The organism is Geodermatophilus sp. URMC 62 (assembly GCF_052931475.1).
This window is the reverse complement of the sequence record NZ_JBRFHY010000001.1, coordinates 100,944-124,470: the sequence shown is the minus strand read 5'-3', so window position 1 is coordinate 124,470 and position 23,527 is coordinate 100,944. Positions and strand designations below refer to the sequence as shown.

24 protein-coding genes and 1 pseudogene are annotated in these 23,527 nt (G+C 74.5%); 13 read left to right on the top strand and 12 right to left on the bottom strand.

All coding sequences use genetic code 11. The features are described 5' to 3' along the window. Window positions 1-17: 17 nt before the first annotated feature. A complete protein-coding gene (locus ACU616_RS00550; protein ID WP_446756540.1) occupies window positions 18-215 on the top strand; it encodes a hypothetical protein in 198 nt (65 codons plus the stop codon). A gap of 6 nt (window positions 216-221) precedes the next feature. On the opposite strand, the gene ACU616_RS00545 is transcribed toward ACU616_RS00550, so the two are convergent. The 3 genes from ACU616_RS00545 to ACU616_RS00535 form a co-directional block, all read right to left on the bottom strand. Next, window positions 222-716: a DUF2505 domain-containing protein gene (locus tag ACU616_RS00545; protein ID WP_446756539.1), complete on the bottom strand. Its 495-nt coding sequence runs from the start codon at window positions 714-716 to the stop codon at window positions 222-224. Window positions 717-759: 43 nt separating this feature from the next. Further along, window positions 760-1,896 carry a hypothetical protein gene (locus ACU616_RS00540; protein ID WP_446756538.1) on the bottom strand — a complete coding sequence of 379 codons (1,137 nt, stop codon included), beginning with the start codon at window positions 1,894-1,896 and terminating at the stop codon, window positions 760-762. Window positions 1,897-2,010: 114 nt separating this feature from the next. Continuing rightward, on the bottom strand, window positions 2,011-2,475 hold the full coding sequence (locus tag ACU616_RS00535) for a TspO/MBR family protein (protein WP_446756537.1): 465 nt from the start codon (window positions 2,473-2,475) through the stop codon (window positions 2,011-2,013). Window positions 2,476-2,609: 134 nt separating this feature from the next. On the opposite strand from ACU616_RS00535, the gene ACU616_RS00530 reads away from it, so the two are divergent. Beyond that, window positions 2,610-3,035, top strand: coding sequence for a DUF1761 family protein (locus tag ACU616_RS00530; protein ID WP_446756536.1), 426 nt, complete (start codon window positions 2,610-2,612; stop codon window positions 3,033-3,035). Window positions 3,036-3,058: 23 nt separating this feature from the next. On the opposite strand, the gene ACU616_RS00525 is transcribed toward ACU616_RS00530, so the two are convergent. Continuing rightward, a complete protein-coding gene (locus ACU616_RS00525; protein ID WP_446756535.1) occupies window positions 3,059-4,825 on the bottom strand; it encodes a SpoIIE family protein phosphatase in 1,767 nt (588 codons plus the stop codon). 217 nt (window positions 4,826-5,042) lie between these two features. Here ACU616_RS00525 and ACU616_RS00520 point away from each other — a divergent pair, with 217 nt between their 5' ends. From ACU616_RS00520 to ACU616_RS00510, 3 genes are all read left to right on the top strand, one after another. Further along, the gene (locus ACU616_RS00520) at window positions 5,043-5,615 is read left to right on the top strand and encodes a DoxX family protein (RefSeq protein WP_446756534.1); all 573 of its coding nucleotides are present in this window, start codon (window positions 5,043-5,045) and stop codon (window positions 5,613-5,615) included. A 142-nt stretch (window positions 5,616-5,757) separates the two neighbouring features. Then, window positions 5,758-7,212 carry a CHAT domain-containing protein gene (locus tag ACU616_RS00515; RefSeq protein WP_446756533.1) on the top strand — a complete coding sequence of 485 codons (1,455 nt, stop codon included), beginning with the start codon at window positions 5,758-5,760 and terminating at the stop codon, window positions 7,210-7,212. Window positions 7,213-7,311: 99 nt separating this feature from the next. Further along, window positions 7,312-7,476, top strand: a complete 165-nt coding sequence (locus ACU616_RS00510; RefSeq protein WP_446756532.1) for a hypothetical protein — start codon at window positions 7,312-7,314, stop codon at window positions 7,474-7,476. A gap of 29 nt (window positions 7,477-7,505) precedes the next feature. Here the strand turns inward: ACU616_RS00510 and ACU616_RS00505 are convergent, their stop codons facing one another. Then, window positions 7,506-8,279, bottom strand: a complete 774-nt coding sequence (locus tag ACU616_RS00505; protein WP_446756531.1) for a Crp/Fnr family transcriptional regulator — start codon at window positions 8,277-8,279, stop codon at window positions 7,506-7,508. Between the two features lie 23 nt (window positions 8,280-8,302). After that, a complete protein-coding gene (locus tag ACU616_RS00500) occupies window positions 8,303-8,953 on the bottom strand; it encodes a chemotaxis protein CheB (RefSeq protein WP_446756530.1) in 651 nt (216 codons plus the stop codon). A 182-nt stretch (window positions 8,954-9,135) separates the two neighbouring features. Here ACU616_RS00500 and ACU616_RS00495 point away from each other — a divergent pair, with 182 nt between their 5' ends. Next, window positions 9,136-9,423: a hypothetical protein gene (locus ACU616_RS00495; RefSeq protein ID WP_446756529.1), complete on the top strand. Its 288-nt coding sequence runs from the start codon at window positions 9,136-9,138 to the stop codon at window positions 9,421-9,423. On the opposite strand, the gene ACU616_RS00490 is transcribed toward ACU616_RS00495, so the two are convergent. After that, complete coding sequence (locus tag ACU616_RS00490; protein ID WP_446756528.1) at window positions 9,361-9,780, bottom strand: STAS domain-containing protein; 420 nt, start codon at window positions 9,778-9,780, stop codon at window positions 9,361-9,363. The two genes, ACU616_RS00495 and ACU616_RS00490, sit on opposite strands and share 63 nt — an antisense overlap. 228 nt (window positions 9,781-10,008) lie before the next feature. On the opposite strand from ACU616_RS00490, the gene ACU616_RS00485 reads away from it, so the two are divergent. Both ACU616_RS00485 and ACU616_RS00480 read left to right on the top strand, forming a co-directional pair. Beyond that, the gene (locus ACU616_RS00485) at window positions 10,009-11,040 is read left to right on the top strand and encodes a chemotaxis protein CheB (RefSeq protein WP_446756527.1); all 1,032 of its coding nucleotides are present in this window, start codon (window positions 10,009-10,011) and stop codon (window positions 11,038-11,040) included. A gap of 3 nt (window positions 11,041-11,043) precedes the next feature. After that, window positions 11,044-12,999 (top strand): CheR family methyltransferase, encoded by a 1,956-nt coding sequence (locus ACU616_RS00480; RefSeq protein ID WP_446756526.1) that lies wholly within the window; start codon window positions 11,044-11,046, stop codon window positions 12,997-12,999. A gap of 52 nt (window positions 13,000-13,051) precedes the next feature. Here ACU616_RS00480 and ACU616_RS00475 read toward each other — a convergent pair whose 3' ends face one another. The 5 genes from ACU616_RS00475 to ACU616_RS00455 all read right to left on the bottom strand — a co-directional run bounded on the left by ACU616_RS00475 (window position 13,052) and on the right by ACU616_RS00455 (window position 18,883). After that, a complete protein-coding gene (locus tag ACU616_RS00475) occupies window positions 13,052-14,437 on the bottom strand; it encodes an ANTAR domain-containing protein (RefSeq protein ID WP_446756525.1) in 1,386 nt (461 codons plus the stop codon). Continuing rightward, the gene (locus ACU616_RS00470) at window positions 14,434-14,841 is read right to left on the bottom strand and encodes a hypothetical protein (RefSeq protein ID WP_446756524.1); all 408 of its coding nucleotides are present in this window, start codon (window positions 14,839-14,841) and stop codon (window positions 14,434-14,436) included. The genes ACU616_RS00475 and ACU616_RS00470 overlap by 4 nt, the downstream gene beginning before the upstream one ends. 1,042 nt (window positions 14,842-15,883) lie before the next feature. After that, on the bottom strand, window positions 15,884-16,447 hold the full coding sequence (locus ACU616_RS00465; RefSeq protein WP_446756523.1) for a dihydrofolate reductase family protein: 564 nt from the start codon (window positions 16,445-16,447) through the stop codon (window positions 15,884-15,886). Between the two features lie 646 nt (window positions 16,448-17,093). Beyond that, a complete protein-coding gene (locus ACU616_RS00460) occupies window positions 17,094-17,741 on the bottom strand; it encodes a response regulator (protein WP_446756522.1) in 648 nt (215 codons plus the stop codon). Next, a complete protein-coding gene (locus ACU616_RS00455) occupies window positions 17,738-18,883 on the bottom strand; it encodes a sensor histidine kinase (protein ID WP_446756521.1) in 1,146 nt (381 codons plus the stop codon). Before ACU616_RS00455 ends, ACU616_RS00460 begins: the two co-directional genes overlap by 4 nt. Window positions 18,884-19,044: 161 nt before the next feature. Between ACU616_RS00455 and ACU616_RS00450 the strand changes: the two genes are divergently transcribed. From ACU616_RS00450 to ACU616_RS00430, 5 genes and pseudogenes are all read left to right on the top strand, one after another. Next, the gene (locus ACU616_RS00450) at window positions 19,045-19,563 is read left to right on the top strand and encodes a DUF6326 family protein (protein ID WP_446756520.1); all 519 of its coding nucleotides are present in this window, start codon (window positions 19,045-19,047) and stop codon (window positions 19,561-19,563) included. A gap of 164 nt (window positions 19,564-19,727) precedes the next feature. Beyond that, a pseudogene (locus ACU616_RS00445) lies at window positions 19,728-19,976 on the top strand (ATP-binding cassette domain-containing protein); the annotation flags it as partial. 13 nt (window positions 19,977-19,989) lie between these two features. Then, on the top strand, window positions 19,990-20,949 hold the full coding sequence (locus tag ACU616_RS00440) for an MMPL family transporter (protein WP_446756519.1): 960 nt from the start codon (window positions 19,990-19,992) through the stop codon (window positions 20,947-20,949). Window positions 20,950-21,133: 184 nt separating this feature from the next. Further along, window positions 21,134-21,685 carry a TetR/AcrR family transcriptional regulator gene (locus ACU616_RS00435; protein WP_446756518.1) on the top strand — a complete coding sequence of 184 codons (552 nt, stop codon included), beginning with the start codon at window positions 21,134-21,136 and terminating at the stop codon, window positions 21,683-21,685. A 119-nt stretch (window positions 21,686-21,804) separates the two neighbouring features. Then, entirely contained in the window at window positions 21,805-23,499 is a 1,695-nt protein-coding gene (locus tag ACU616_RS00430) for a CocE/NonD family hydrolase (RefSeq protein WP_446756517.1), read from the top strand. The last annotated feature ends 28 nt before the right edge of the window (window positions 23,500-23,527 follow it).

Here is a 23,527-nt window from a genome sequence, read left to right as displayed (position 1 = left end):
CGGCCTACGGTCCGGCCGTGCCCCGATACCGACTGACCACCGGCGACGGATCCGTGCTGCAGGAGTGGGACGCCGCTGACGCGTCCGCGGCCGAGGCCGAGGCGGTGGACGTCGTCAGCCGCCACCGCGCCGACGACCCGCAGGGGAGCGCCGAGTACCTGCTCGTCGACGAGGCCGGCACCGACGTCGCGCACTGGGGCTCGACCGCCCCCTGACGGCACTCAGCCGAGGCGGCGCAGCAGCGTCTCGTGCTCGCGGCGCAGGACCACGGCCGTCACCAGCTCCTGCACGGCCGACTCGGCCTGCCGCCCGATGATCGGTGCGTCGACCCGGACGTCGCCGGTCACCGTGGCGCGGGTGCCGCCGTCCGCCGGCAGCAGCCGGCGCTCGCCGGTGACCACCGCCGTGCGGCCCATGATCTCGGCGCGGACGTCGAGCGTGGCCCGGTGCCCGCCGGAGCCGTCGGCGGTCCAGGTGTGCACGTCGAACACCGGCACCGTGCGGCCGACGAAGCGCGCGAACACCGGGGGGATGCCGGTGGTGGGTGCCGCCATCCGCAGCGAGGTCCGCGTGCTCGCGCCGTCCTGCCGGCTGGAGACCTCCTCGACCTGCGCCTCCAGGGCCTGCGCGAACTCGCGGAGGAACCGCTCGTCGGTGAGGACGGCGAGCACGCGGTCGGGGTCGGCGGCATAGGTCTGCGTGACGTCGATGGGCACGCCCCATCCTCGGTCGCGGCTGCTCCCGCTGCTCGGCGGGCGGTCAGGCGGTGGGTGCGGCGACCGGCTCCGTCGGCGGCGCCGGCTCCGGGGCGGCGCAGGGCTCGGACGTCGCGGGGCCGACGTCCGTCGCGGGGTCGGCGTCCACGGCCTCCGCCGGTGCGGCGGGGTCGGCCGGGACGGTCGGGTCGGCCGGCGCCGGGTCGGTGACCGGGGCGGCGGCCGGGTCGTCAGCCGGGTCGTCGGTCGTGGTCGGCGGGCACGTGGCTTCGGCAGGTGCCGGCTCGGCGGACGTCGTGGGTCCGGTGGGCGTCGCCGGTTCGGTGGGCGTCATGGACTCAGCAGCCGTCGGCTCAGGCGTCGGTTCGGTCGGCGTCGGTTCGGTCGGCGTCGGCTCGGCGGTCGGTTCGGGAGCCGCCGTCGGCTCTGGCGTGGGCTCCGGGGACGGCTCGGCGGGCGTGGGCTCGGCGGGCGTGGGCTCGGCGGGCGTGGGCTCGGCGGGCGTGGGCTCGGCGGGCGTGGGCTCGGCGGGCGTGGGCTCGGCCGCGGTGGCCGGCGTCGGCGCGGGCTCGGCCGAGACGGTCGGCTCCGCGGCCGGTTGCTCCGCCACCGGTTCCTGCGCCACCGGTGCCTCCACGACCGGTGCCTCCGCCGGCGGGGCCTCGAGCGTCGGCTGCTCGACCGGCGGTTGCTCCGTCGGCGACGGATCGGCCGGCGACGGCTCGGCGGGGGAGGGCTCGGCCGGTGGTGTCCCCGCCGGGGTCTCCGGCGGCGGGACGTCGGCCGGGGAGGCCGGTGCCGGTGGCTCCTCGGTCGTCGCGGGCGCCGGGGCGGGCGCGGCGGTCCGGGGCGGGACGGCCGACGGCCGGATCGTCGGCGCAGGAGGCGGGGTCGTCGGTGGGGCGGGCGCCCAACCGTCCTCGAAACCGGGCGCCAGGACGCCGATGCTGGGCACCTCCAGCGGGCCGGCCGGTGGGGGGACCTCGGGAACCTGCGCGGTGCTGCTCCCCGCCGGCGCCGTGCCGGCCACCTCCGCCACGCCCGCCCCGGCCGAGCCGGCACCGACCGCGGGCGGCGGCGACGTCGCGGCCAGTGCGGCCGTGACGCCCAGCGCGCACGCGCCCGCGCCGAGGGCCGGGATGAGACGCGCGGAGCGTCCGCGGCCGGCAGTCCTGTGCACGCTCTTCCCCCTGGGCTCCCGGACGGCGACGACCCGGCCATCGTCGCCCGCCCGCCGGGAGACGGCCAGGGGCAACGGGCACGGTCAGCCGGAGGAGTGGCCCGCGGTGCCGGATCAGGTGCGGCGTCCGGACCAGTTGCGGCGGGCGATCTCCGCGCTCAGGGCGACGGCGAAGGCGGTCCAGGCGGCGTAGGGGAGCAGCAGCCGGCCCGCGACCGGGTCGAGGCGGGCGCTGCGCCGGGCCAGGTCGGCGGTGGACGCCGCGAGCACCAGCGCCTCGGCCGTGGCGAGCGCGGGTCGCCGCAGCCGGAAGAACGACCAGGTCCAGCCGGCGTCGAGCAGCAGGTTGGCGGCGTAGGCGCGGGCGTAGCCGCGGCCGCCGTGCGGCATCGCCCGGGCCCCCGCCGTCGCCAGCAGTGCGTACAGCGTCGTCCAGGCGAGGCCGAACACCGGACCGGGCGGCTGCCAGGCGGGCTTGTCCAGGCGCCGGTACCAGGACGAGGTGACGTCGGTGCCGGCCGTGCCGACGGCCGCGGTGGCCGCGACGGCGGCGGAGGTGGCCAGGGTGGTGCGCCTCATCCGCCGAGCATGCCCCGCCCGCTGAGGGAGGACGAGTCCGCGCCGATGGGTCCCGCGCCGATGGGTCCCGCGCCGATGAGTCCGGGGGGCGCGGGGAGTCCGTCCTGCACGTCCCCCGAGTCGAGGAGCCCACCGTGCCCGCAGCCACCCCGTCCTCCGGCCTGCCCGCCGTCGGCCTCGCCGCCGCGGCCGCCGTCGCCTCCAGCACCGCCTGGTACACGGCGTTCGGCGACCGCCTGGCGCGGCTGGACGAGGTGTACGCGACCGACGCGCCCCCGCCGCCGTGGCTCCCGCCGGTCGAGTTCGCCCGCAGCGCCGTCGTCGCCGCGGCCGTGCGCGGCCTCGCCGTCCGCACCGGGGCCACCTCGCCCGCGGAGGCCGCCCGGCTGGCGGCCGCGCTGTGGGTGGCCTTCCCCGGCGTGCTGCTCACCGGCTCGGTGGTGCACGAGAAGGTGCCCTGGCAGCAGGCGGCCATCCACGCCGGTGACTGGCTGGTCAAGCTGCTGCTCGTCGCCGCGGTCACGACCGGCGTCCCGCGGCGACGCGGACGGCGCCGCTGAGCGGGAGCGCGGCGTGACCCGGGTCAGCCGGAGCGGGGGACGTCGGCGGGGCCGGCCTCCGGCGGGCGCGGCCCGTCCTGCGGGTGCAGCCGGACGGCGACGAGGGCGACGTCGTCCTCGGGGTTGTCGGGGAGCATCCGCTCGAGGAGGCGGTCGCAGACCTCGTCGAGGTCCCGGCCGGCGAGCGCCGCCAGCTCCCGCTGCAGCCGGTCGAGTCCGGCGTCGAGGTCCTGGTCGCGGCGCTCGACCAGCCCGTCGGTGTAGAGGAGGACCACCGCACCGCCGTCGAGGACGACCTCCGACTCCCGGCGGGGCGCGTCGGGGGTGACGCCGAGCAGCCGGTCGGCCGTGGCCGTGGCCAGGAGGACGACGCCGCCGTCGGCGTCGAGGGCCATCGGCGGGGGGTGCCCGGCGTTGGACCACCGCAGGCGGGTGACGCCGCGGGCCCGCTCGTCGGCGGACTGTTCGAGGCGGGCGACGACGGCGGTGGCGGCGGTGCCCGTCCGCAGGGTCTCCATGACCTGGTCGGTCCGGCGCAGCACCTCGGCGGGCGCGGCCCCGTCCTCGGCGCCGATGGTGCGCACCATGGAGCGGATCTGCCCCATGGCCGCGGCGGCCTGGGTGTCGTGGCCGATCACGTCGCCGATGACGAGCACGGTGGCGCCCGCGGGCTGCAGGAAGGCGTCGTACCAGTCCCCGCCGACCTCGGCGGCCCGCGTGGCCGGGACGTAGCGCACGACGATCTGCTGGTGGTCGGGCTGGGGTGGGGGAGTCAGCAGCGAGCGCTGCAGTCCCTCGGCCATGTCCCGCTGCTGCCGGACGAGCCGCGCGTTGTCGAGGACGAGCCCGGCGCGGGCGGCCACGTGACCGGCCGTCGACAGGTCCTCGGCCCGGAGGGGGCCGCGGGCGGCGCCGTTGGCCAGCGTGAGCAGACCGACGGGGCCGAAGCGGCCGGGCAGCGGCACGACGGCCACGGACTCCGGCGCCAGCCGCGTGAACAGGTCGCGCACCGGACCGGGCTCGATCACGCCCTGGGCCGTCGCGGTGGCCCCGGTGCGCAGCAGCTGCGGCTGTCCGGTGTGCAGGGCCCGGACGATCATCGCGCCGTCGGTGAGCGCCGCCAGCCGGCCGCGCGCGTACGCCTCGGCGACCGGGCGCGCGGCCGGGTCGGCGTGCCAGGACGTGACGTCGCGCAGGCCCCGCTGGGAGCCGGCCTCCCGGTCGTCGGCGACGAGGGTCACGATGCACCAGTCGGCGATCGCGGGGACGACGAAGCGGCTCAGCCGGGTCACGGCCTCGTCGGCGTCGAGGGTGGCGGCCAGGTCGTCGGTGATGCTGCTCAGCAGCCGTTCCCGGGCCGTCGCCCGCTCGGCCTCCTCCTGCACGCGGCGCCGGGCGGAGACGTCCCAGGCGGCACCGAGCAGGCGCGCGGCCGTGCCGTCCTCGTCGGTCAGCACCCGCCCGCGGGCGGCGAGCCAGCGGACCGGGGCGCCGGGGACGACGACGCGGTACTCGGCCTCGTAGTCGCCCCGCGTCTCGACGGCCTGCTGGAGCAGCCGGATCACCCGCGGTGCGTCCTCGGGGTGCAGGTGGGCGGTGAAGCCCGCCATGGTCCGGTCGACGGCGCCGGGCTCGTGGCCGAGCAGTTCGTCGAGGCGCTCGTCCCACGACAGGGCCCCGGTCGTGAGGTCCCAGTCAAAGGTGCCGATGCCCGCGGCGGAGGTGGCCAGCTCGAGCAGGGCGGCCCGGGCGCCGTCCTGGTCGCGCTGGGCCTGTGCGGCGTCGTCCACGGGGTGCGTCTCGTCTCCAGGCTCGGGTCTCGTCCGCGCTCGGGTCCGTCGGTGCCCGGCTCTCGACGGCACGGGACCCGCGCGCCAGGATTCTCACCGACCCGGGTCGCCGGTGACCACTCGCGCCCTCGGCCGCCGGTGGCCGCCACCGGGGTCCGGGATGCCGACACGGCCGGGGCGTGGTCACCTGACGACCCGGACCCACGGAGGAGGGCACATGAGCGTCGGACGTCTGGGAGCACGGCTCCTCATCGGCGGGCTGTTCATCGGCCACGGCACGCAGAAGCTGTTCGGCTGGTTCGGTGGCCCGGGGCGGGCCGGCACCGAGGGCATGATGGAGGCGCTGCAGATGCGGCCGGCGAAGGTGCACGCCACGCTGGCCGGGGTCACCGAGACCGCCGGCGGCGCGTTGCTGGCCGCCGGGCTGGCCACGCCACTGGCCGCGTCTGCGCTCACCGGGGTGATGACGACCGCCATCCGCAAGGTGCACCTGCCCAACGGTCCGTGGGCGGCCAATGGCGGGTGGGAGTACAACGCCGTCCTCATCGGTGCGGTGACGGCGCTGGCCGAGACCGGACCGGGCGAGCTTTCCCTGGACAGCGTGCTGGGCATCGAGCGAAGGGGGCCGGCCGTGGCACTCGGCGCGCTGGCCACCGGCGTGGCCACGTCCTTCCTCACCATGGCGGTCGCGCGCCGCGGTCGCCCGGGCGTCACCTCGGCGGCCGGCGGGACCGCCCTGCCGTCCGCGCCGGAGGACACCGCCGGGGACCCGACCACCGCGGGGGCCTGACCGGCCGGCACCCGCCCGCCCCTGACCCCCAGCGGGCCGGCGCACCCCGCCCGGTGGCTCCTCCGCTGCTCGTCGACGTGTGTGGGGGCACCTCGCGGGCACCCCGGGGGACATCCACGTCACGGGCCACTACCTCGGCGTCATGCCCACGGCCGCGGAGCGCGCCCTCGACGAGGCCATCTCGGTCCCCGGTGGGCGGCAGTTCATCGCCGAGCACACGCGCCGGCGCTGGCTGGTCGGTGCTCTCGGGGAGGTCTCGTACTTCCCGGGGTACGCCCCCGCGGGGGACGGCGACTCGACCGTGGTCCGGGCCGCGGTGGCCGGCACGGGCCGCGTCGGCACCTCCAGCGAGAGCAACGCCGTGCGGCTGTACGCGTCGCTGGTGCGCGAGCTCGCCGGCCTGGCGTGCGTCGAGCACGCCGTCACCGCCCCGATCGGGTCGGGGGCGGGCAACCTCTCCATCGACCAGGTCGCCCGCGCCCTGGTCGTGGGCTGCGGTGAGGGACTCGCCGGCCTGCCGCCGGAGGACCGGCGCCTGCGGCGGGTGTCGGTCGTGGAGATGAACCGGCTCAGGGCGGAGAAGCTGCACGCCGCCCTGACCGAGGCCGCGCGCATCGAGGCCGCCCGCGCGGAGGCGGTGCACGGGCAGGAACGCGTCCAGGTCCTCCCCGAGATGACCACGGCACCCGGCGGTGAGGTCGGGCCGGACGCCGTCGTCCTCCACCTGGCCAGGTCGCTGCTGACCCGGCTGACCCGGCACCACGGGGACGAGGCGACCGAGCGGCTCCTCGGCGACGTCCGCACGGACCTGCCCGAGGAGATCAGGGACCAGATGGCGGCCAAGGAGGAGCTGGCCGCCGAGCCCGCGAAGCTCGTCGACGTGCGGCTGCGGGCGACCGGGGACGGCGACCCGGTGCTCGACGACCCCCTCGCCGACGGCTCCGTTCCCACCCGGATCACGGCGCTGCAGCCCAGGGACGCCGGTGGGGTGAGCTGGTCGGCCGTGACCGCCCGGGCGACGGTGCCCGAGCGCGAGGTGCGCCTCGACCGCAACCTGCTGGCCGAGCTGATCCGGCGCCGAGATGCGGGCCTGGTCATCGGCGACCCCGGCGGCGGGACGCTGAGCCTGAGCGGGGCCCGTGAGGAGGCCGTCGCGGTGGCCACCGTGCTGAAGCGGCACGGCATCCGGGTGGAGGCCTACATCGGCAGCGCCGGCTCCGCGCCCACGCAGGACGCGCGTCCGGCCACCCGGCTCGACGTCCTGGCGAAGGTGCTCACGGGTCGGTACGACCTGATCCACTACGCCGGGCACGGGGCGTTCGACCCGGAGAGCCCGGAGATGTCGGGGTGGCTGTTCGCCGATGGCCTGCTCACCGCGCGGGAGCTGACCCAGATGTCCCGGGCACCGTGGCTGGTGATGGCCAACGCCTGCTGGTCGGTCGCCCTGCCCGACACCGGCGGTGCCGACGGGGGCTCCTCGGCTCCCTCGACGTCCCGAACGCCGCCGACCTGCGCGCCGCCACGACCCGGTTCGGCCTGGTCCTGGAGGACGTCGTCCTGCCGGGCGAGCCCGTGCGCATCAGCGTCAGGCCGGTGAGCGACCTGCCCGCGCACCTGCTGCGGCCCGAGGTCGAGGTGGAGGTCACCCTCCGCCTCGAGGGGAGGCGGCACCGTCACGCGGCGCCGGGGGTCCCTCGTGCGGGACGTCGTCAACGACGTCGAGCTGGGCGAGGTGGCGCCCGGCACCCACGTCGTGCAGGTCACCGCGACCGACGCCGCTCCGGTCTTCGACGTGTTCGCCGTGGCCTCGGCCGAGGACGTCGAGGGGGAGCTCGGCACGGACACCGCCGGCACCGGCTGAACCTCGTCGGCCCCGTCCGCGGCCCGGAGTCAGGCGTCCGGCGCTCCGGTGAGGCGCTGGAAGTGCTCCTGGACGAGGTCGTAACAGGCACAGGCGACCCGGTGGAGGGCGTCGGCATCGAGCACCGTGATGGTGCCGCGGCTGTACCGGATGGTGCCGGCCTCCTGCAGGACGCCCGCGGTCAGGGAGACGGTGCCGCGGCGGACGCCGAGCATCTGGGCGAGGAACTCCTGGGTCAGCGGGAACTGGTCGGCGCCGACGCGGTCGCGGGTCTGCAGCAGCCACCGGGCGCAGCGCTGCTCGGTCGTGTGCATGCGGTTGCAGGCCACGTTCTGCGCCAGCAGGACCATCGTCGCCTGCGTGTAGCGGTGCAGCGACTGGTGCAGGGCGCCGTCGGAGGCCAGGAACCGCCGGAAGCCGGCAGCCGGCAGCCGCAGCGCGCGCCCCGGGACCTGGCAGAAGGAGTCGTTCGGTCCGGACGCCGTGCCGAGGAAGACCGGCAGGCCCGACATGCCCTCGTAGCCGATGGTGGCGACCTCGACCAGCGCCCCTCCACCGGCGGGGGCCATCAGGGACAGGACGCAGTCCAGGGGGAAGTGCAGGTGCGCGATGGGCTCCTCGCGGGTCAGGACCCGGTCGTGCAGCGCCAGGTCCACCAGCTTGAGTTCGGGCAGCAGCCGCCGGAGCTCGGCGTCGGGCAGGCCCGCGAGGAGGAGGTTGCGCCGGGGATCCGGGGCAGGCGGGACGGTGGGTGCCGTCGCCCGTCGCCCGTCCCCGTCCGGCCCTCCGGTCCTCCGGTCCACCCGCCACTCCTCGGATCCGGACGTCACGCGAAGACGTCGGTGGCCGTGCCGAACCGCGCCCACGGTGCGACGGGGACGGCGAGCAGGTCGGCGGCACCCGGCGCCATCGTGTAGGCGACGAGCGCCGCGGCGACGTGCCGCAGCGGCAGGGCGTGCTCCACGCAGCCGGTCGCCAGCGCTGCGCTGGGCATGCCGGGGAACTCCGCGTCGTCGGGGTCCTGGACCAGGACCCGCCCGCCGGCGCGCCGCACCGCCCGGACCCCGGCGGCGCCGTCGTCCAGACGTCCGGTCAGGACCACCGCGAGCACCCGTGGTCCGCAGGCCGCGGCGGCCGAGACGAGCAGTCCGTCGGCGGTGCGGTTCGGCGGTGCCGGTGTCAGCGTGAGGGCGCCGGAGCCGTCCACCCGTGCCGACGTCCGCGGCGGCAGCACGGTGACGCCGGGCCGCAGGGCACCGTCCGCGGCCTCGTGCACGGGCAGCGCAGCCCGTGCCCGCAGGAGTCCGGTCAGCAGGTCCGCGGTGTCCGGGCGGCGGTGCTGCACCACGAGGACCGGCGTGGGGAAGGCGGCCGGCAGGGCCGGCACGATCGTCCGCAGGGCCTTGACGCCGCCGGCGGACGCTGCCACGACGACGACGTCGAAGCCCCCGGGGAAGGCCGGTGACTGCGACTCCACCCACCGCAGGGTACGCCTGTGTCAGGTACCTGACACAGTCATCGTGGGTCGCCCGCCGACCCGACCGCCTGCCGTCCCTCTGTCCTCCTCGACGAGCACTACCGTCGGCGGCGCGCACGTTCTCCGGTTCGTTCCGAGACCAGTCAGCCGACCCTCCCGTGGGTCCGCAGAATCGGGTGGCCATGACCCAGAGCCCGGGCGGAGCGCCGCCCCTCCTGGTCGCCTTCCGTCTCGTCGGCCTGCAGACCCGTGAGGTGTGGGTGCGCTACGTGGCGCTCGGGGGGACGGCGGACGAGGTGTCGGTCGCGGCCCAGATCCACGGGTTCCTGGACCTCCCGCCCGGTGAGTACAACGTCCTGGCGCACGCCCTCGACGAGGAGCTGGAGGACATCGTCGCGGCGTGCGGGTCAGCCGTGGTGCCCCTCAAGCAGACCGCTGCGCGGGAGGAGCCGGGACGGCGCGACCGGTGACGTCCCGACCGCGGTGTCGGCGTCGGGTGCGTCGACCCCGGTCAGGTGCATCAGCCGACGCAGCCACGGACTCGGCCGGGTCACCGACAGCCGGCGACCGCTGCGGGCCGCGAGTCGCCGCGCAGCGAGCAGGCCCCGGAGGCCCGCGACGTCGCAGAAGGTGACGTCCGCGAGGTCGATCGACCAGTGGGGCGACGGCGAGTGGAGCAGCGCCGCGACCGCGTCGGTCAACCGGTGGACCTCCTGGCGATCGAGTTCTCCGTGCACCGTCACGGTGCCGGAGGAGAGGTCGACCGACAGGAGGAGCGGTGCCGACGGCTCGGGCGCAGGGCCGAGGAGGTCGAGCGTGGTGTTCACGGGCGGATCCCCGAGGACCGATCCGGACGCAGCTGCCGGATGTCGCCCGCTGGGCGAGCGGGCTGCCCGGGCCGGCTCTTCGACCCGGAACGAGGCTAGCACCACCTCCCCTGCGCACGGCGGTCGAGGACCGGGTGGCCGCTCCACCGGACGTCGTGCGGGGCTACGGTTCCTGCACGCCTTGCCGGTGCCCCGGCTGGAGCTCGTCCGGGCGGGGGAGGGAACGCCGTGACCATCGCGCGCAGGGACCTGGTGGTGGTGGGCGCGTCGGCCGGCGGGGTCGAGGCGCTGCAGCAGGTGCTCGGCGGCTTCCCGCCCGACCTGCCGGCCGCCGTCCTGGTGGTGCTGCACATGCCCACCAACGCCCGTAGCGCGCTCCCGGCGATCCTGGACCGGGTCTGCCCGCTGCCGGTGCGGCACGCGGTCGACGGGGAACGGCTCGAGCCGGGGACGGTGCTCGTGGCCAGCCCCGACCGGCACCTGATGATCAGCGACGGGCACGTCCTGCTCTCCCGCGGACCGCGGGAGAACGGTCACCGTCCGGCCGTCGACGTCCTCTTCCGCTCGGCGGCCCGCGCGGCCGGTCGCCGGGTGGTCGCGGTGGTGCTCTCCGGCGCCCTGGACGACGGCACCGCCGGGATGATCGCCGTCCGGGCGCGGGGCGGCGTGGGGGTGGCGCAGGACCCGGACGAGGCGTTGTACCCCGGCATGCCCCAGCACGCCGTCGAGATCGGGGGTGCCGACCACGTCGTTGCGGCGGAGAAGATGGGATCCCTGCTGGCCGAGCTGCTGGCCGAGGACGTCGACCGGGTGGACGAGCCCCCGCCCAGCGACCTGATGGACACGGAGACGGCGATGGCCCACCTGGACACCGAGGCCTTCGACGCCGACGACCGCCCCGGTGCCCCGTCCGGGTTCGGCTGCCCCACCTGTCACGGTGCGCTGTTCTCCATCACCGAGGGCGGGATGGAGCGGTTCCGCTGCCGGGTCGGGCACGCGTGGTCGGCGGAGGCGCTCGCGGTCGAGCAGTCGCAGGCGCTGGAGGGCGCGCTGTGGATGGCGCTGCGCGGGCTCGAGGAGCGCGCCACGCTCAGCCTGCGGATGGGCGAGGGGGCGGAGCAGCGCGGTCACGCCATCAGCGCCCGGGCGTTCCGCCAGCGCCACGACGAGGCCCTGCACGCAGCCGGGCTGCTGCGCCGGCTGCTGCAGCAGGGAGAGCTCAACGGGGAGGGGCTCCCCGGCGACGCGGGAGGAGCCTGATCGGTGGGCGCGCAGGACGACGTCCCCGCGGAGGTCCGCTCCGCCCTGGACGGCGAGGACGCCGCCTCGGACGCCGACGAGGACGTCGGCGAGGACGTCCCGGACGAGCCGCTCAGCGCTGCCGAGGGGGCTGATCCGGCCTTCGAGTCGCTCCTGGTGTTCCTCCGCGAGCGACGCGGTTTCGACTTCACCGGGTACAAGCGACCGAGCCTGGTGCGTCGGGTGCGACGCCGCATGGCGGAGGTGGGCATCACCTCCACGGCCGACTACCAGGACTTCCTCGAGGTGCACCCCGAGGAGTTCACGCCGCTGTTCAACACCGTGCTCATCAACGTGACGAGCTTCTTCCGGGACCGGCCGGCGTGGGAGCACCTGCGGGAGCGGCTGCTGCCGCCGCTCGTCGCGGCCGCCGGGCCGACGATCCGGGTGTGGAGCGCGGGTTCGGCCTCGGGCCAGGAGGCCTACAGCCTCGCCATCCTGCTCGCCGAGGCGCTGGGGACCGAGCAGTTCCGGCAGCGGGTGAAGATCTACGCGACCGACGTCGACGAGGAGGCGCTCGCCCAGGCCCGGACGGCGGTGTTCACCGAGCGGGAGCTGACCGGCCTCACCGCGGCGCAGGTGGAGGAGTACTTCCAGCCCGAGGGTTCCCGGTTCGCCTTCCGCAAGGACCTCCGACGGTCGGTGATCTTCGGTCGCAACGACCTCGTGCAGGACGCGCCGATCTCGCACGTCGACCTGCTCCTGTGCCGCAACACGCTCATGTACTTCAACGCCGAGACGCAGAGCCGCATCCTGGGCCGGTTGCACTTCGCCCTCAACCCCGGGGGGCTGCTGTTCCTCGGCAAGGCGGAGATGCTGCTCTCGCACGGGCAGCTGTTCGCCCCGGTCGACCTCAGCCGACGCTTCTTCCGCAAGCGGGACGCCCAGCCGGCGATCGAGCGGCGCACCGTCCCCACCCTCCCGCGCGTGGGTCTCGGTGTGGGTGAGGGCGAGCTCTCCCGGCTCCGGCGGGAGGCCATGCTCGCGGCGCCGACGGCGCAGCTCGCGCTCGACGCGGACGGGCGCCTGGCCATGGTGAACCGGCAGGCCGAGCGGGTGCTGGGCGTCGACGGCCGCGACGTCGGTCGGCCGATCCAGGACCTGGAGGTCTCCTATCGGCCGGTGGAGCTGCGGACCGCACTCACGGAGGCGCGGGCCAACCGGTCGCCGGTGCAGATCCGGGCGGTCGAGCGCCGCAGGCCCGGGCAGGAGCCCGACGTCTTCGACGTCCAGGTGATCCCACTGCACCGCGAGGACGGCACCTTCCTGGGGACGACCGTCACGTTCGAGGACGTCACCCAGTACAGCCGGCTGCGCCAGGAGCTGGAGTACGCGAACCGTCAGCTGGAGACCGCGTACGAGGAGCTGCAGTCCACGAACGAGGAGCTGGAGACCACCAACGAGGAGCTGCAGTCGACGGTCGAGGAGCTGGAGACCACCAACGAGGAGCTCCAGTCGACCAACGAGGAACTGGAGACGATGAACGAGGAGCTCCAGTCGATGAACGACGAGCTCCACTCCACGAACGAGGAGCTGCGCAGCACCACCGACGAGGTCGCTGCACTCAACCGGTTCATGTCCGGGGTGCTGGGCAGCTTCCGCGTCGGTGTCGTCGTCGTCGACCCCGAGCTGCGGGTCCTCGCCTGGAACGAGGCGGCCGAGGACCTCTGGGGCATCCGGTCGGAGGAGGCCTGCGGGCAGTTGCTCCTGGGCCTCGACATCGGTCTCCCCGTCGTCGAGCTGCAGCCGCTGCTGCGACGCCAGGTCGTCGGCGACGGGGAGCCGCACGAGACGGTCGAGCTGGACGCGGTGAACCGCCGCGGCCGCCAGGTGCGGGTCCGGGTGATCGTCAGCGCCTTCCGGCACGTGCCCGGTGAGCGGGGCGGCGCGGTGGTGCTGATGGACCCGATCGACGCCTGAGGGCCGGCCGGGGCCGACCAGGTCCGATCGGGGCCGATCAGGCGGAGGCGGGTCAGTCGGCCGTGAGCAGGTCGTCGACGTGGCCCTCGACGACGAGCGCGGCCAGGTCACGGACCTTCACGTTGTGCCGGTTGCTGAGGGTCACCAGTCTGGCGAAGGCGTCGTCGGCGTTCACGCCGAGCCGGACCATGAGGATCCCCTTGGCCTGGTCGATGACCGCCCGGGAGCCGAGGGCCCGTTCGAGGTTGCCCGCCAGCTGCTGCATGGCCTCGCGCTCCGCGACGTTCTGCAGGACCCCGGCCACGGCGGCGGCCGCGAGCTCGGCGATGCGCCGGCCGGCGAGCCCGAAGGCGCCCGTCCGCCCGGAGTAGACGTTGATGGCGCCCGAGGCGGTGCCGTCCTCGTGCAGCGGCACGGCGAGGACGCTGCGGACCGGGCCGGCGGCGACGAGCCGGGCCAGGACCGGCCAGCGCGGATCGGCGACCACGTCGTCGGTGACCACCACCGAACCGACCCGGTGGGCGTCCCAGCAGGGACCCTCGCCGGCCTGCACCTGCCGGCCGTCGAAGGTCTGCGCCTCCGCCGAGTCGCTGCCCAGCCGCTGGGGTTCCCGGGGGTCGCCCACCGTGATGCTGACCCAGTCGGCGGCGGGGACCGCACCACGGATCAGCGCCGCCATCCGGCCGAGCAGCCGCTGCCCGTCGGCCTGCCCGGCCGAGAGCCCGGACAGCTCGGCCAGTGCCGTGGCCAGCCCGATGACCTGTGAGGCGGGGATCCGCTCCTCGTCCTCCGTGTCGACGTCGGCCGGCGCGCGCGCCGGGACGGCGGGCTCGTCGTCGGCGCGCCCGCCGGCGAGCCCGTCGACGACGGCCTCCTCCGGGATCAGGACCCACTGCACGCGTGCTGCCGACGCGCGGTGGTCGGCGGCGTCGGTGAACCCGAACAGGTGGGCCCGCAGCGGTGGCCGCCGGCGTGGGCGCACGGTCACGGTGAGGGTCTGGTCGACCGCCGCTCCGGAGCCCAGCTCGCGCAGCGCGGACCGGAACGGCCGGACGTCCTCGGGGGCCAGGTAGACGCTGAGCGGCTTGCCGCGCAGCCGCTGGAGCGCGGTCCCGAGGTGGGCCGCGAGTGCCGGGTTGGCCTCGGTCAGGGCGCCGTTGCCGTCGGTGAGGAAGAGCCCGAGCGGGAGCAGGGCCGACATCTGCCCGCGCCAGCGGCGCTCCGCGTCGTGCTGGAGCAGCAGGTGCGTGATCTGTTCCTGCTGGACCCGCATCTCCTCGGCGACGCGCAGCTCCTCGTGCGCGACCTGGACGTCGGCGAGCTGGGCCAGCAGGTGTCCGGCTCCACGTCCACCGGGGGGGAGGGAGCGCAGCGGCTCGGGCAGCGACCCGGCGTCCGGCTGGGGGCCCTCGCCCGGGTGGGCGGCGCCGGCGCTCACGGCGCCGCGGCGGTGGGGGCGGACCCGTCGCCGTCCGTCCACCCCGCCCGCTCCCGGTCGAGGACCGCCTCGTCGTGGTCGGCCCGGGCGTCACGCCGGTGCTGCTCGGCCCGCCGTTCGTGCTCGGCGACGTCACCGAGGCCACGGCGGGCGGCCTGCTCGTGGACCTCGGCCGCCCGCTCGTGGCTGTGCGCGGCCCGCTCGTGTCCGGCTATCGCCTTCCGCAGGGACTCCTCGGCGCGTTGCCGCGCCTCCTCCGCGTGCTGCTGGGCGATCCCGACGTCACCCGTCCCCGACCGCCGCTCCGTGGCCAACCGCGTCAGCCGCTCGGCGATCTCCTGCGTCCGGCGACCCGCGGACTCGGCACGCTCGGCGGCGTCCGCACCGGCGTCGCGTGGATCCACAGCCGCCACCCCCTCCAGCACGATCTCGGTGCTGAGCACACCACGTCGCATTGCCCGACGCCACGGCCGCGGGCGCGGGTCAGCGGGTGCGGCGCACCGCCACGGGACGGCGACGGTGGCGCTCGTGGCCGTCGGGCTGTGGGCGGCGGTCCTCCGACTCGTTCGGCCGACGACCTGAGCGCTCATCGAGCACACGGACCCCGCCCGTGACCAGGCCGGTCACGGAGCAGGTCGTGGGCACCGGGTGGGCACCGGGTGGGCACAGCACGTTCGCACACGGGCAGGGGTAGCCGTCTCGGCGCCTCGTGCGGGAAGCGCTGTCAGCGCAGGACGCGGAGGGCGCACCGCGGGTCGGGAGCGGCGGGCAGTCGACCGTGATCAACCTGCACTCCGACCGCTCGGCCGGCGCCACGGGACAGGCGTCGTGGGCGTTGACGTCGGCACGCAGCTCGACGGCGCGCCGCACCAGTCGCAGCGTCGGGACGCGCTCGAACCGCAGCTGCTGCAGATGCCCGACGGCGGCCTCGACGCGCTGGTCGGTCAGCGTGCGCCCCAGCCAGCGCCTGCGGAGCACGACACGGTCTCGACGTCGACCGGATCGGGCGCGGTGACCTGGTCGGCGGCGCGCCACTCACCGCGGGCGGCCTGCCAGCCACCTGGTCGTCGGCGAGGGCGTCGGGCAGGGCGGAGGCGTCGACGACGATCACTGTGCGCTCGCCGGGACGTTCAGCGCCGTGAGCGTTCGTCGGCCAGGTCGGCCACGGCCGCCTGCAGGCCGACGCGACCGGGGTGCTGGGCCTCGACCTCGTCGAGGACCTCGCTGACCGAGCGGCGCCGGGATGGGCCTCGTCCACCCTTCCCCCGACCTGCTGCAGCCGGCGGTGCAGCGGTCGAGAGCGGCCGGGACCGTGTGGAGCGGCTTCGGAGACCGTCGGGCCGTGGAAGGCGCCGGGGCCGGCCCGTCGTGATCACCACGGGGATCCCCTCACGGCCACGAGGTCCTCGGGTGGCGCGGGCCCGCGCCGATCCGGGGCCGGGGTGCTCAGCGCCTGGTCTCGTACCTGGTCAGCAGCACGCCGCCGGGGAACGTCCGGGTCTCCACCAGGTCCAGGTCCACCCAGTTGTCCAGGGCGGTGAAGAACGGCGTGCCGCCGCCGACCAGGACCGGGTGGGTGACGATCGCGTACTCGTCGATCAGCCCGGCCCGCATGGCCGCCGCGGCGAGGGTGGCGCCGCCGATGTCCATGGGGCCGCCGTCCTCGGTCTTGAGCCGGGTGATCTCGGGAACCGCGTCGCCGGTGACCAGGCGGGCGTTCCCGTCGACCGCGCTGATCGTGGAGGAGAACACCGCCTTCGGCATGTCCCGCCAGCGGTGGGCGTACTCGATCTGCGCCGGTGTGGCGCCCGGCTGCTGGTCGGCGGTGGGCCAGTGGGAGCTCATCGTCTGCCACAGTCTGCGCCCGTACAGCGCCAGGCCCGTGGCCCCCACCCGGTCGGACCACCACTGGAACAGCTCGTCGCTCGGTGAGCTCCAGCCGAGGTCGTCGCCGGGCGCGGCGATGTAGCCGTCCAGGCTCAGGTTCATGCCGAAGGTCAGTGTCCGCATGGCGGAGCCTCCCGTGAGTCGGTGTTCGGCGTGCAGACCGACACGGCGCGGAGGACTGATCGGTCAGACCACACCGAGGCCCGGTCGGCCACCGCCCAAGCGGATGCTGCGTACGGAGGGTGAGGAGGGCCCCGTCGGCCGGACACCTCGGGGTGCCCCCGGTTCGGTGGAGCGGGCCGCCCGAACGAGGTCATGCGCTGCCTGAGACGGCGGTTGTCGGACATCGTCCACCGCACCGTGCTCGACGACGTCGTCACCACCTCAGGGACGGGCCCGGGAGGACACCGGGGCGCGTCACTCATGTCCAGCGCGGCCGGCTCACCGCCCCACACCGACACTCCGGATCAGTCACTTCCCGGGCCCGTCACCCACCACGAGGGAACCCCCATCACGACCCCTGCTCGACACAGAGGGGTGCCACTTCCGGTAGGTCTCGATTCGTCTGCCAGCGGTGGGGGAGTCGTTCGCGCCGAGGGGCGGTGCCGCAACCGCGGCCGGGCAACCCGAGGTCTCCGGCGCCAGCCTCGGACCCGAGCGCTGCATGGCCCGTCATCCGGTGAGAGGACGCAGCGTCCCTCCGAGGGGTACACGCCGCATCGTGACGCTGTGGGGGCTGCGGCGGACGGCGGCGGGAGCCGTTGCGGCGTCAGGTGCGGCCGGTCTCGTGGGCCCACATGGCGACCTCGACGCGGTTTCGGGCGCCGAGCTTTCGCATGAGGCTGGCGAGGTGGGCTTTGACGGTGCTCGGGGTGATGTAGAGCTCGCTGGCGATCTCGTTGTTGGTGCGACCTTGCGCGACCGGCACGAGGACTTCCTCCTCGCGGGCGGTGAGCGGTTCCATCGGCTGCCTCGGTGGTGAGGTCTGTGCGTGGGCGAACGCTGCAAGCAGTCGGACAGTGACGCTGGGTGCGATCAGTGCGTCTCCGTCGGCGGCGGCGTGGATGGCCTGGGTCAGCAGGGCGGGTCCGGCGTCCTTGAGCAGGAATCCGCGTGCGCCGGCTCTGAGCGCCCCGTGGACGTACTCGTCGAGGTCGAAGGTGGTGATGACCACGATCGGCAGGGGGTCGGGAACGTCGGGGCCGGCGAGGCGTCGGGTGGCTTCGATGCCGTCCATCAGCGGCATCCGGATGTCGAACAGGCCGACGTCGGGGCGCAGCTGGAGCGCCAGGCGGACCGCCTCGCGCCCGTCGGCGGCCGCGCCGACCACGTCGATGTCGGGTTGGGCGTCGAGCAGCATCGTCAGCCCGGTGCGCACGATGGGCTGGTCGTCGGCGACGAGGACCCTGATGCTCATCGTGGCGTCCCGGTCCGGGGCAGGACCGCCTCCACCCGCCAGCCCCGCTCGGCGGCGGGGCCTGCGGAGAAGGTGCCGCCGAGCAGTGAGGCGCGTTCCCGCATGCCCACCAGGCCGTAGCCTGCTGGGGCGCGGCCGCCGGCGGCGGAGCCGTCGTCGTCGATGGTCAGTCGTACCCGGTCGGCGTCGCCTGTGACGGCCACGGTGACCTGGGTCGCGTGGCGGGCGTGCCGCCGAGCGTTGGTGACGGACTCCTGGGCCAGGCGGTAGATCGCGGCCCCGACCGCCGGGCTGAGGTCGGCGAACTCGCCGGAGAGCGTCACCTCGACGCAGGGACGCGCGTGGCCACCGGTGGCGAGCTGCTCGACTTCGGCCACGCCGGGCTGCGGCGCGAACTCGGTGTCCTGCGAGGCGCGGAGCACGCCGACGATGGCGCGCAGCTCGGTGAGGGTGCGGGTCGCTGCGTCCTCGATGACGGCCAGGGCCTCGACGGCACGCTCGGGGTGGGAGGCCGCGATGGCACGTCCTGCCTGGGCCTGGATGGCGATGCCCGAGACGTGGTGGGCGACGGTGTCGTGGAGTTCACGAGCGAGCTGTTCGCGTTCGCGGGCCTTGGCCTGGTCGACGTAGCGGATGCGCAACTTCGTTCGGTAGCGGATGGCGGCGCCGAGCGCGGCGGCGAACAGGAAGAACGCGTAACCCGCGACCGTCTTCCACGGGCTCATGGGGTCGGCGACGGAGGTGATGGGCAGCCAGAGCAGGATGACGCCGAGGCCGCTCACGGCTTCCCGACCGGAGCCCCACCGGAACAGTGCGTAGGCCAGGATCAGCGCCGCGGACTCGCTGTCGAGCGGGGTGCCTTGCGACCCGGTGAGGATCCTGACGCTGTCGAGGATCGTCAAAGCGCCGAAGGAGACCACGACCGCGACGAACGGGTGCGTGCGTCGCCACGGCAGCGGGCCGAGGACCGCGAGGGCCATGAGCAACAGCAGCGGGCGCGGCGCCAAGCCGTGGCCGAGCACCGCTTGCACCAGGGACCAGCAGACCAGTGCTGCGACCAGGGCCCAGTCCCGCGGCCCCGGGTCCGGGGCATTCGTGGGTCGAGGTTCGGCCCACAGCGAGCGGAGTGCGCTGGTGGCCATCTGATCAGCCTAGGCAGCCCGCGTGCTCGGGGTATCGGCCGAAAGTACAAGAGCTCGGCTGTGCCAACGGCCAGGTCGGATCAGGCTCCGGGGCCGATGTGCCCGCCGCCGGCACCAGTGAAGGTGGAAGCGCCCACCCGATCCACGCAAGGAGCACTGCGATGAGAGCGCCTCGATCCCACACCGCGCTGGAGAACTCGCCGTCCCGGAGCACGCTGGAGGAACTGCGCATGCCCGTGCGAGCGAAGCTCGCAGCAGCATGGGCCAGCCTCATGTTCCTCTACATCTACGTCGACTACTTCCAGCTGTTCAAGCCTGGCTACGTCGGCGAGATCCTGGCCGGCAGGGTCGCCGAGTTCGACCTCAGCCAGACCTTTGCCGTCATCGGGGTCACGATCGTGGCCATTCCGAGCCTCATGATCCTGCTCTCCACGACGCTGCCGGCTCGTGTCGACCGCGCCACCAACCTCGTCGTGGCAACGCTCTACGTTCCCGTCTCGTTGTACAACGCGGACGGGGAGTCCTGGACCTGGTTCTTCGGCCTCACCATCGGACTCGAGGTGCTGCTCCTGGCCTTCATCCTGCGCTCCGCCTGGACCTGGCCCCGCCGCACCGCATCACCGGCGACCCTGGCAGCCAGCCTCGACGACGAACCGCTCCGCGCGCCGCAGCAGGCCTGACTGCCCGCCCCGCGCCCGACCATCCCCCGCTCGCGCCACCCGCGGGCACGGTCACCTGCCTCAGCGTCCGCTGCTGAGAACTCCGTCCCATCCCATCCCCCAGAACGGTCCCGGTCGCGATTGAGGCGGACGAGCTCCCCGAGCGCTACGGCGACACCGCCGCCGTGCACTTCCTCAGCTCCACGATCGCGCCCGGGACCGGCACCGGGTTACTCGGCCCGAACGGCGCCGGCAGGTCCACGACCATGCGCATGATCATGGAACCGGACCGGCCGACGTCGGGCACCGGCACCGTCAACGGCAAGCTCCACCGGCAGCACCGTGCCCCGCTACGCGAGGTCGGCGCCCTGCTGGAGGCAAGCGCCGTGCACCCCGGCCGCAGCGCCCGTAGTCCCTGCCCTCGCCGCGATCGTCGTGTGGTTCGTCATGGCTCCCGAGGACCGGAGCAGCGACATCACTCAGGCGTTGACCGAGTACTCGCTCAACGAGCCCCGTACACAGGGCGCTCCGCAGCAGCAGGTCGTCGACGAATGGGTCGCCGAGGACCTCCTCACCATCATCGCTGAGCAGCAGAACGAAGCAGCCAGCGACGAGCGCCTTCCCGCCCTGGCCGGCTTGCTGGTCCTGGGATTGGCGCTCCGTGCCTCCACATCGCCGCGCCGCAGCAGTCTCCTGGTCGCCTTCCGGTCGGTGCTCATCCCGCTCAAGGCAGCCCTGCTCGACCTCGGCTCCGTCGGAGCCGCCTACGGGGTCGTCGTCGCCGTCTTCCAGTGGGGATGGGGCTCCAGCCTCATCGGCATCGACGGGAAGCTGCCGATCCCCGCGTTCGTGCCGATGCTGGTGTTCGCCATCGTCTTCGGCCCGTCGATGGACTACGAGGTCTTCCTCATCTCCCGTGCGCACGAGGCCTGGACGGCGACCGGGGACGCCCACCGCAGCGTCGCCATCGGCATCGGCGGCACGGGACGGGTGATCACCACCGCCGCCGCCATCATGATCACCGTCTTCAGCAGCTCCGTCCTCGACACCGACCCCACGGTCACGATGCTCGCCATCGGGATGGCCGCCGCCGTCCTCATCGATGCCAGCGTCATCCGCATGGTCCTCGTGCCGGCGGTCATGTCCCTGTTCGACCGCCGCGCCTGGTGGCTGCCGCGCTGGCTGGACGGGGTCCTGCCCCACCTCGACAGCGAGGGCACCCGCCACCGGGCCCGTGCGGCCTCCTCGTCCGGGCCGAGTGCTCCGGCAGAGGATCGCGAGACGTCGCTGGCGGGTCGGCGACAGGCCGACCACGTGAGGTGGGGCGACCTCGGGGAGTGGTCGACGGTTCCCGCGATGTCCGCGCGCCGTCGGCGGTCGGCACCCGAGGACGCAGGCCGTGCCTGATCGCTGACGGCGGGCGGGACGGCGGCGGAAACGGCTCTTGGTGCCTGTCGTGGTGACGCGGTCGCCCGAGCGTCCTCCGGGTCATCCGTGCCAGGTGGAGCGCGGATGCCGCCCCGTGCCTCCGGCTCTTGTCGGCACGGCAGCGTTCCGTCATCTTGGTTTGGTAACCAACCAGGAGGCCCACGTGTCAGCCAGGCGGGAGGCGATCGTGGCGGCAGCGCTCGACGTCATCCAGGAGGAGGGGCTCAGCGGCTTCACCCAGCCGCGGGTCGCCCGGCGTGCCGGGCTGCGACAGAGCCATCTCACCTACTACTTCCCCACGCGGGCCGACCTGCTGCTCGCCGTTGCCGACGGGGCCGTGCGCCGGCGCGTGGAGGCCCTGCGCGCGGCGGTGTCGGTCGAGGACCGGGCGGCGAAGGTCGCCGGCCTCGTCGACGTGCTCCTCGACCCCCGTCAGACGCGGATCCTGACGGCACTGACACAGAGCGCCGACGCCAACCCGGGAGTCCGCCGTGCGTTCGCCGCACTGGGTGCCGGGATCGCTCCACTCGGCGCCGAGCTGATCACCTCCTTCGGCGCCGAGCCGACCGAGGCCTCACTCGCCCTGTTGCAGGCGACCTCCACCGGCATCGCCGTCCTCGCCCTGGCCACCGGCGCGGAGGCGTTCCGCGGCCCCGCCGAGCAGGCCCTCACCCAGTTGCTCACCGGCCTGCGCACCGAACAGGACTGCACCTGAACCCACCGCACCCACCGCAGCACCGACCCAGGAGAGGCACCGGCATGAGCACGCACATCCCCCTCAGGGGCTCGACCGCCGGCCGGCAGTACGCCGGGTGGGAACCACGCGCTGTTGCGATGGAAGGGCTCGGGAACCGAGTGCTGGCCGACCAGCGCGTCCCGGTCGCCGGCGGCGCCGAGCTGCACGCCGACGTCTACGTCCCCCGAGCACCAGGCCGTTATCCGGCTGTCGTCTCCTTCGGCGGCTACGCCACCGAGAGGGCCACGGCGGGCATCCCGGCCGGCTCGAACGAGATCGGCTCACCGCCGGTGTTCACCGACCGCGGCTACTGCCCCGTCGTCGTCGAGCGCCGGGGGATGGGCCGCTCGACCGGTGAGCAGGTGATGTTCTTCGATCCGCAGGACGTCGACGATCACGAGGCGGTCATCGCCTGGGCGGCCGAGCAGCCGTGGTGCAACGGGGAGGTCGTCCTCTTCGGCACCTCCTACTACGCCGTGTCCCAGCTCAGCGTCGCCGCGCGCAAGCCGCCGGCGCTCAGGGCGCTGTTCTGCAACGAGGTGTCGACCGACCTGTGGCGCCACCTGGTCCACTTCGCCGGCGTGCCCGCTTGGTTCTTCGTCGCCATCTGGATGGGCGCGAACTACACACAGGAGAACTACGACGAGCGCCTGTCACCGGACCGTCGTGCGCTCCTCAGCCAGGTCACCAACGGCCCGCTGCACCCGCTGCTCGAACGGCTGGTCCACCACCGGGTGTCGGGGATGTTCACGTCCTTCGAGACCGCCACGCCCGTGGAGTTCATGCGCCGCGTCTACGCGGCCTGGATGTTCGACGAGAAGACGCGCGCGCAGGCGACAATCCCCGAGGGCCCCACTGCCACGCTCGGCGACGTCGAGGTGCCCTTCACGGTCGTGCAGAACCTCGGATACTTCAACCTGCACCAGTTCGGCTGCTACGACCTGGTCGCCAACGCGGGGACGCCCGCCGACTCCCGATGGCTCATCCTCGCCCCGCCCGCCTACGACCTGCCGGTCTACTCGTGGCAGGGTGAGGCGCTGGCCTTCTTCGACCACGTCCTGCGCGGCACCGACAACGGCTACGCCGAGCAGCCGCACGTGCGCTACTGGGTCGAGGGCGCCGAGCGCTTCGACAGCGACACCGCCTTCCCGCCCGCCGGCGGGGAGGTCCGGCGTCTGCACCTCGGGCCCCCGGACGAGGACGCCACGACCTGCCGGCTGAGCCGGGAGGCGACGGCTGAGGGCTCCGGGTCCTGGGTCGCCGTCCCCCTGGGACTGCCGCAGCTCGGCGGCCTGGACGAGGTGGCCGACCAGGTCCTCGCCTTCGATCTGCCGGTCGAGGGGGACACCCGGCTCGCCGGTCCGGTCACTGCCCGGCTCACGTACAGCTGCAACGAGATCGACTCCTACGTCGTGGCCCGACTGTCCCGGCTCGACGCCGCCGGCGAGTGCCACCGGCTCTCCCTCGGCGCCATCCGTCCCGCGTCCCGCACCGAAGAGGAGGGACGCAGCACGCCACTGGAGATCGCCATCGACGCCGGGCTCCGTGAACCCCTCGTCCCGGACGAGCCGGTCGTCCTGCGCTTCAGCCTCACGCCCGGGCCGACGCTGCTGCGCCCCGGGGACACCCTGCGGCTCGAGCTCGCCAGCCGGGTCGACCTGCTGCGTGCAGACCCCAGTGAGGGCTACGCGCAGTTCGACATGCCCGTGCCGCCCTACCCCTGCCGCAACACCGTGCACTTCGGTGGTGACAGCTGGATCGAGGTCACCGAGGTGCCGCTCCCGGCGCCCTGATCCGACGGCCGGTGGAGGGCACGTGGGG

Bases quoted from the DNA above. Each gene is read 5' to 3' on its own strand.
- ACU616_RS00515 (WP_446756533.1), top strand. From the start codon at position 5,758: ATGCCCACGGCCGCGGAGCGCGCCCTCGACGAGGCCATCTCGGTCCCC.
- ACU616_RS00460 (WP_446756522.1), bottom strand. From the start codon at position 17,741: ATGAGCATCAGGGTCCTCGTCGCCGACGACCAGCCCATCGTGCGCACC.
- ACU616_RS00520 (WP_446756534.1), top strand. From the start codon at position 5,043: ATGAGCGTCGGACGTCTGGGAGCACGGCTCCTCATCGGCGGGCTGTTC.
- ACU616_RS00455 (WP_446756521.1), bottom strand. From the start codon at position 18,883: ATGGCCACCAGCGCACTCCGCTCGCTGTGGGCCGAACCTCGACCCACG.
- ACU616_RS00440 (WP_446756519.1), top strand. From the start codon at position 19,990: ATGGCTCCCGAGGACCGGAGCAGCGACATCACTCAGGCGTTGACCGAG.
- ACU616_RS00535 (WP_446756537.1), bottom strand. From the start codon at position 2,475: ATGAGGCGCACCACCCTGGCCACCTCCGCCGCCGTCGCGGCCACCGCG.
- ACU616_RS00495 (WP_446756529.1), top strand. From the start codon at position 9,136: ATGACCCAGAGCCCGGGCGGAGCGCCGCCCCTCCTGGTCGCCTTCCGT.
- ACU616_RS00430 (WP_446756517.1), top strand. From the start codon at position 21,805: ATGGAAGGGCTCGGGAACCGAGTGCTGGCCGACCAGCGCGTCCCGGTC.
- ACU616_RS00450 (WP_446756520.1), top strand. From the start codon at position 19,045: ATGAGAGCGCCTCGATCCCACACCGCGCTGGAGAACTCGCCGTCCCGG.
- ACU616_RS00465 (WP_446756523.1), bottom strand. From the start codon at position 16,447: ATGCGGACACTGACCTTCGGCATGAACCTGAGCCTGGACGGCTACATC.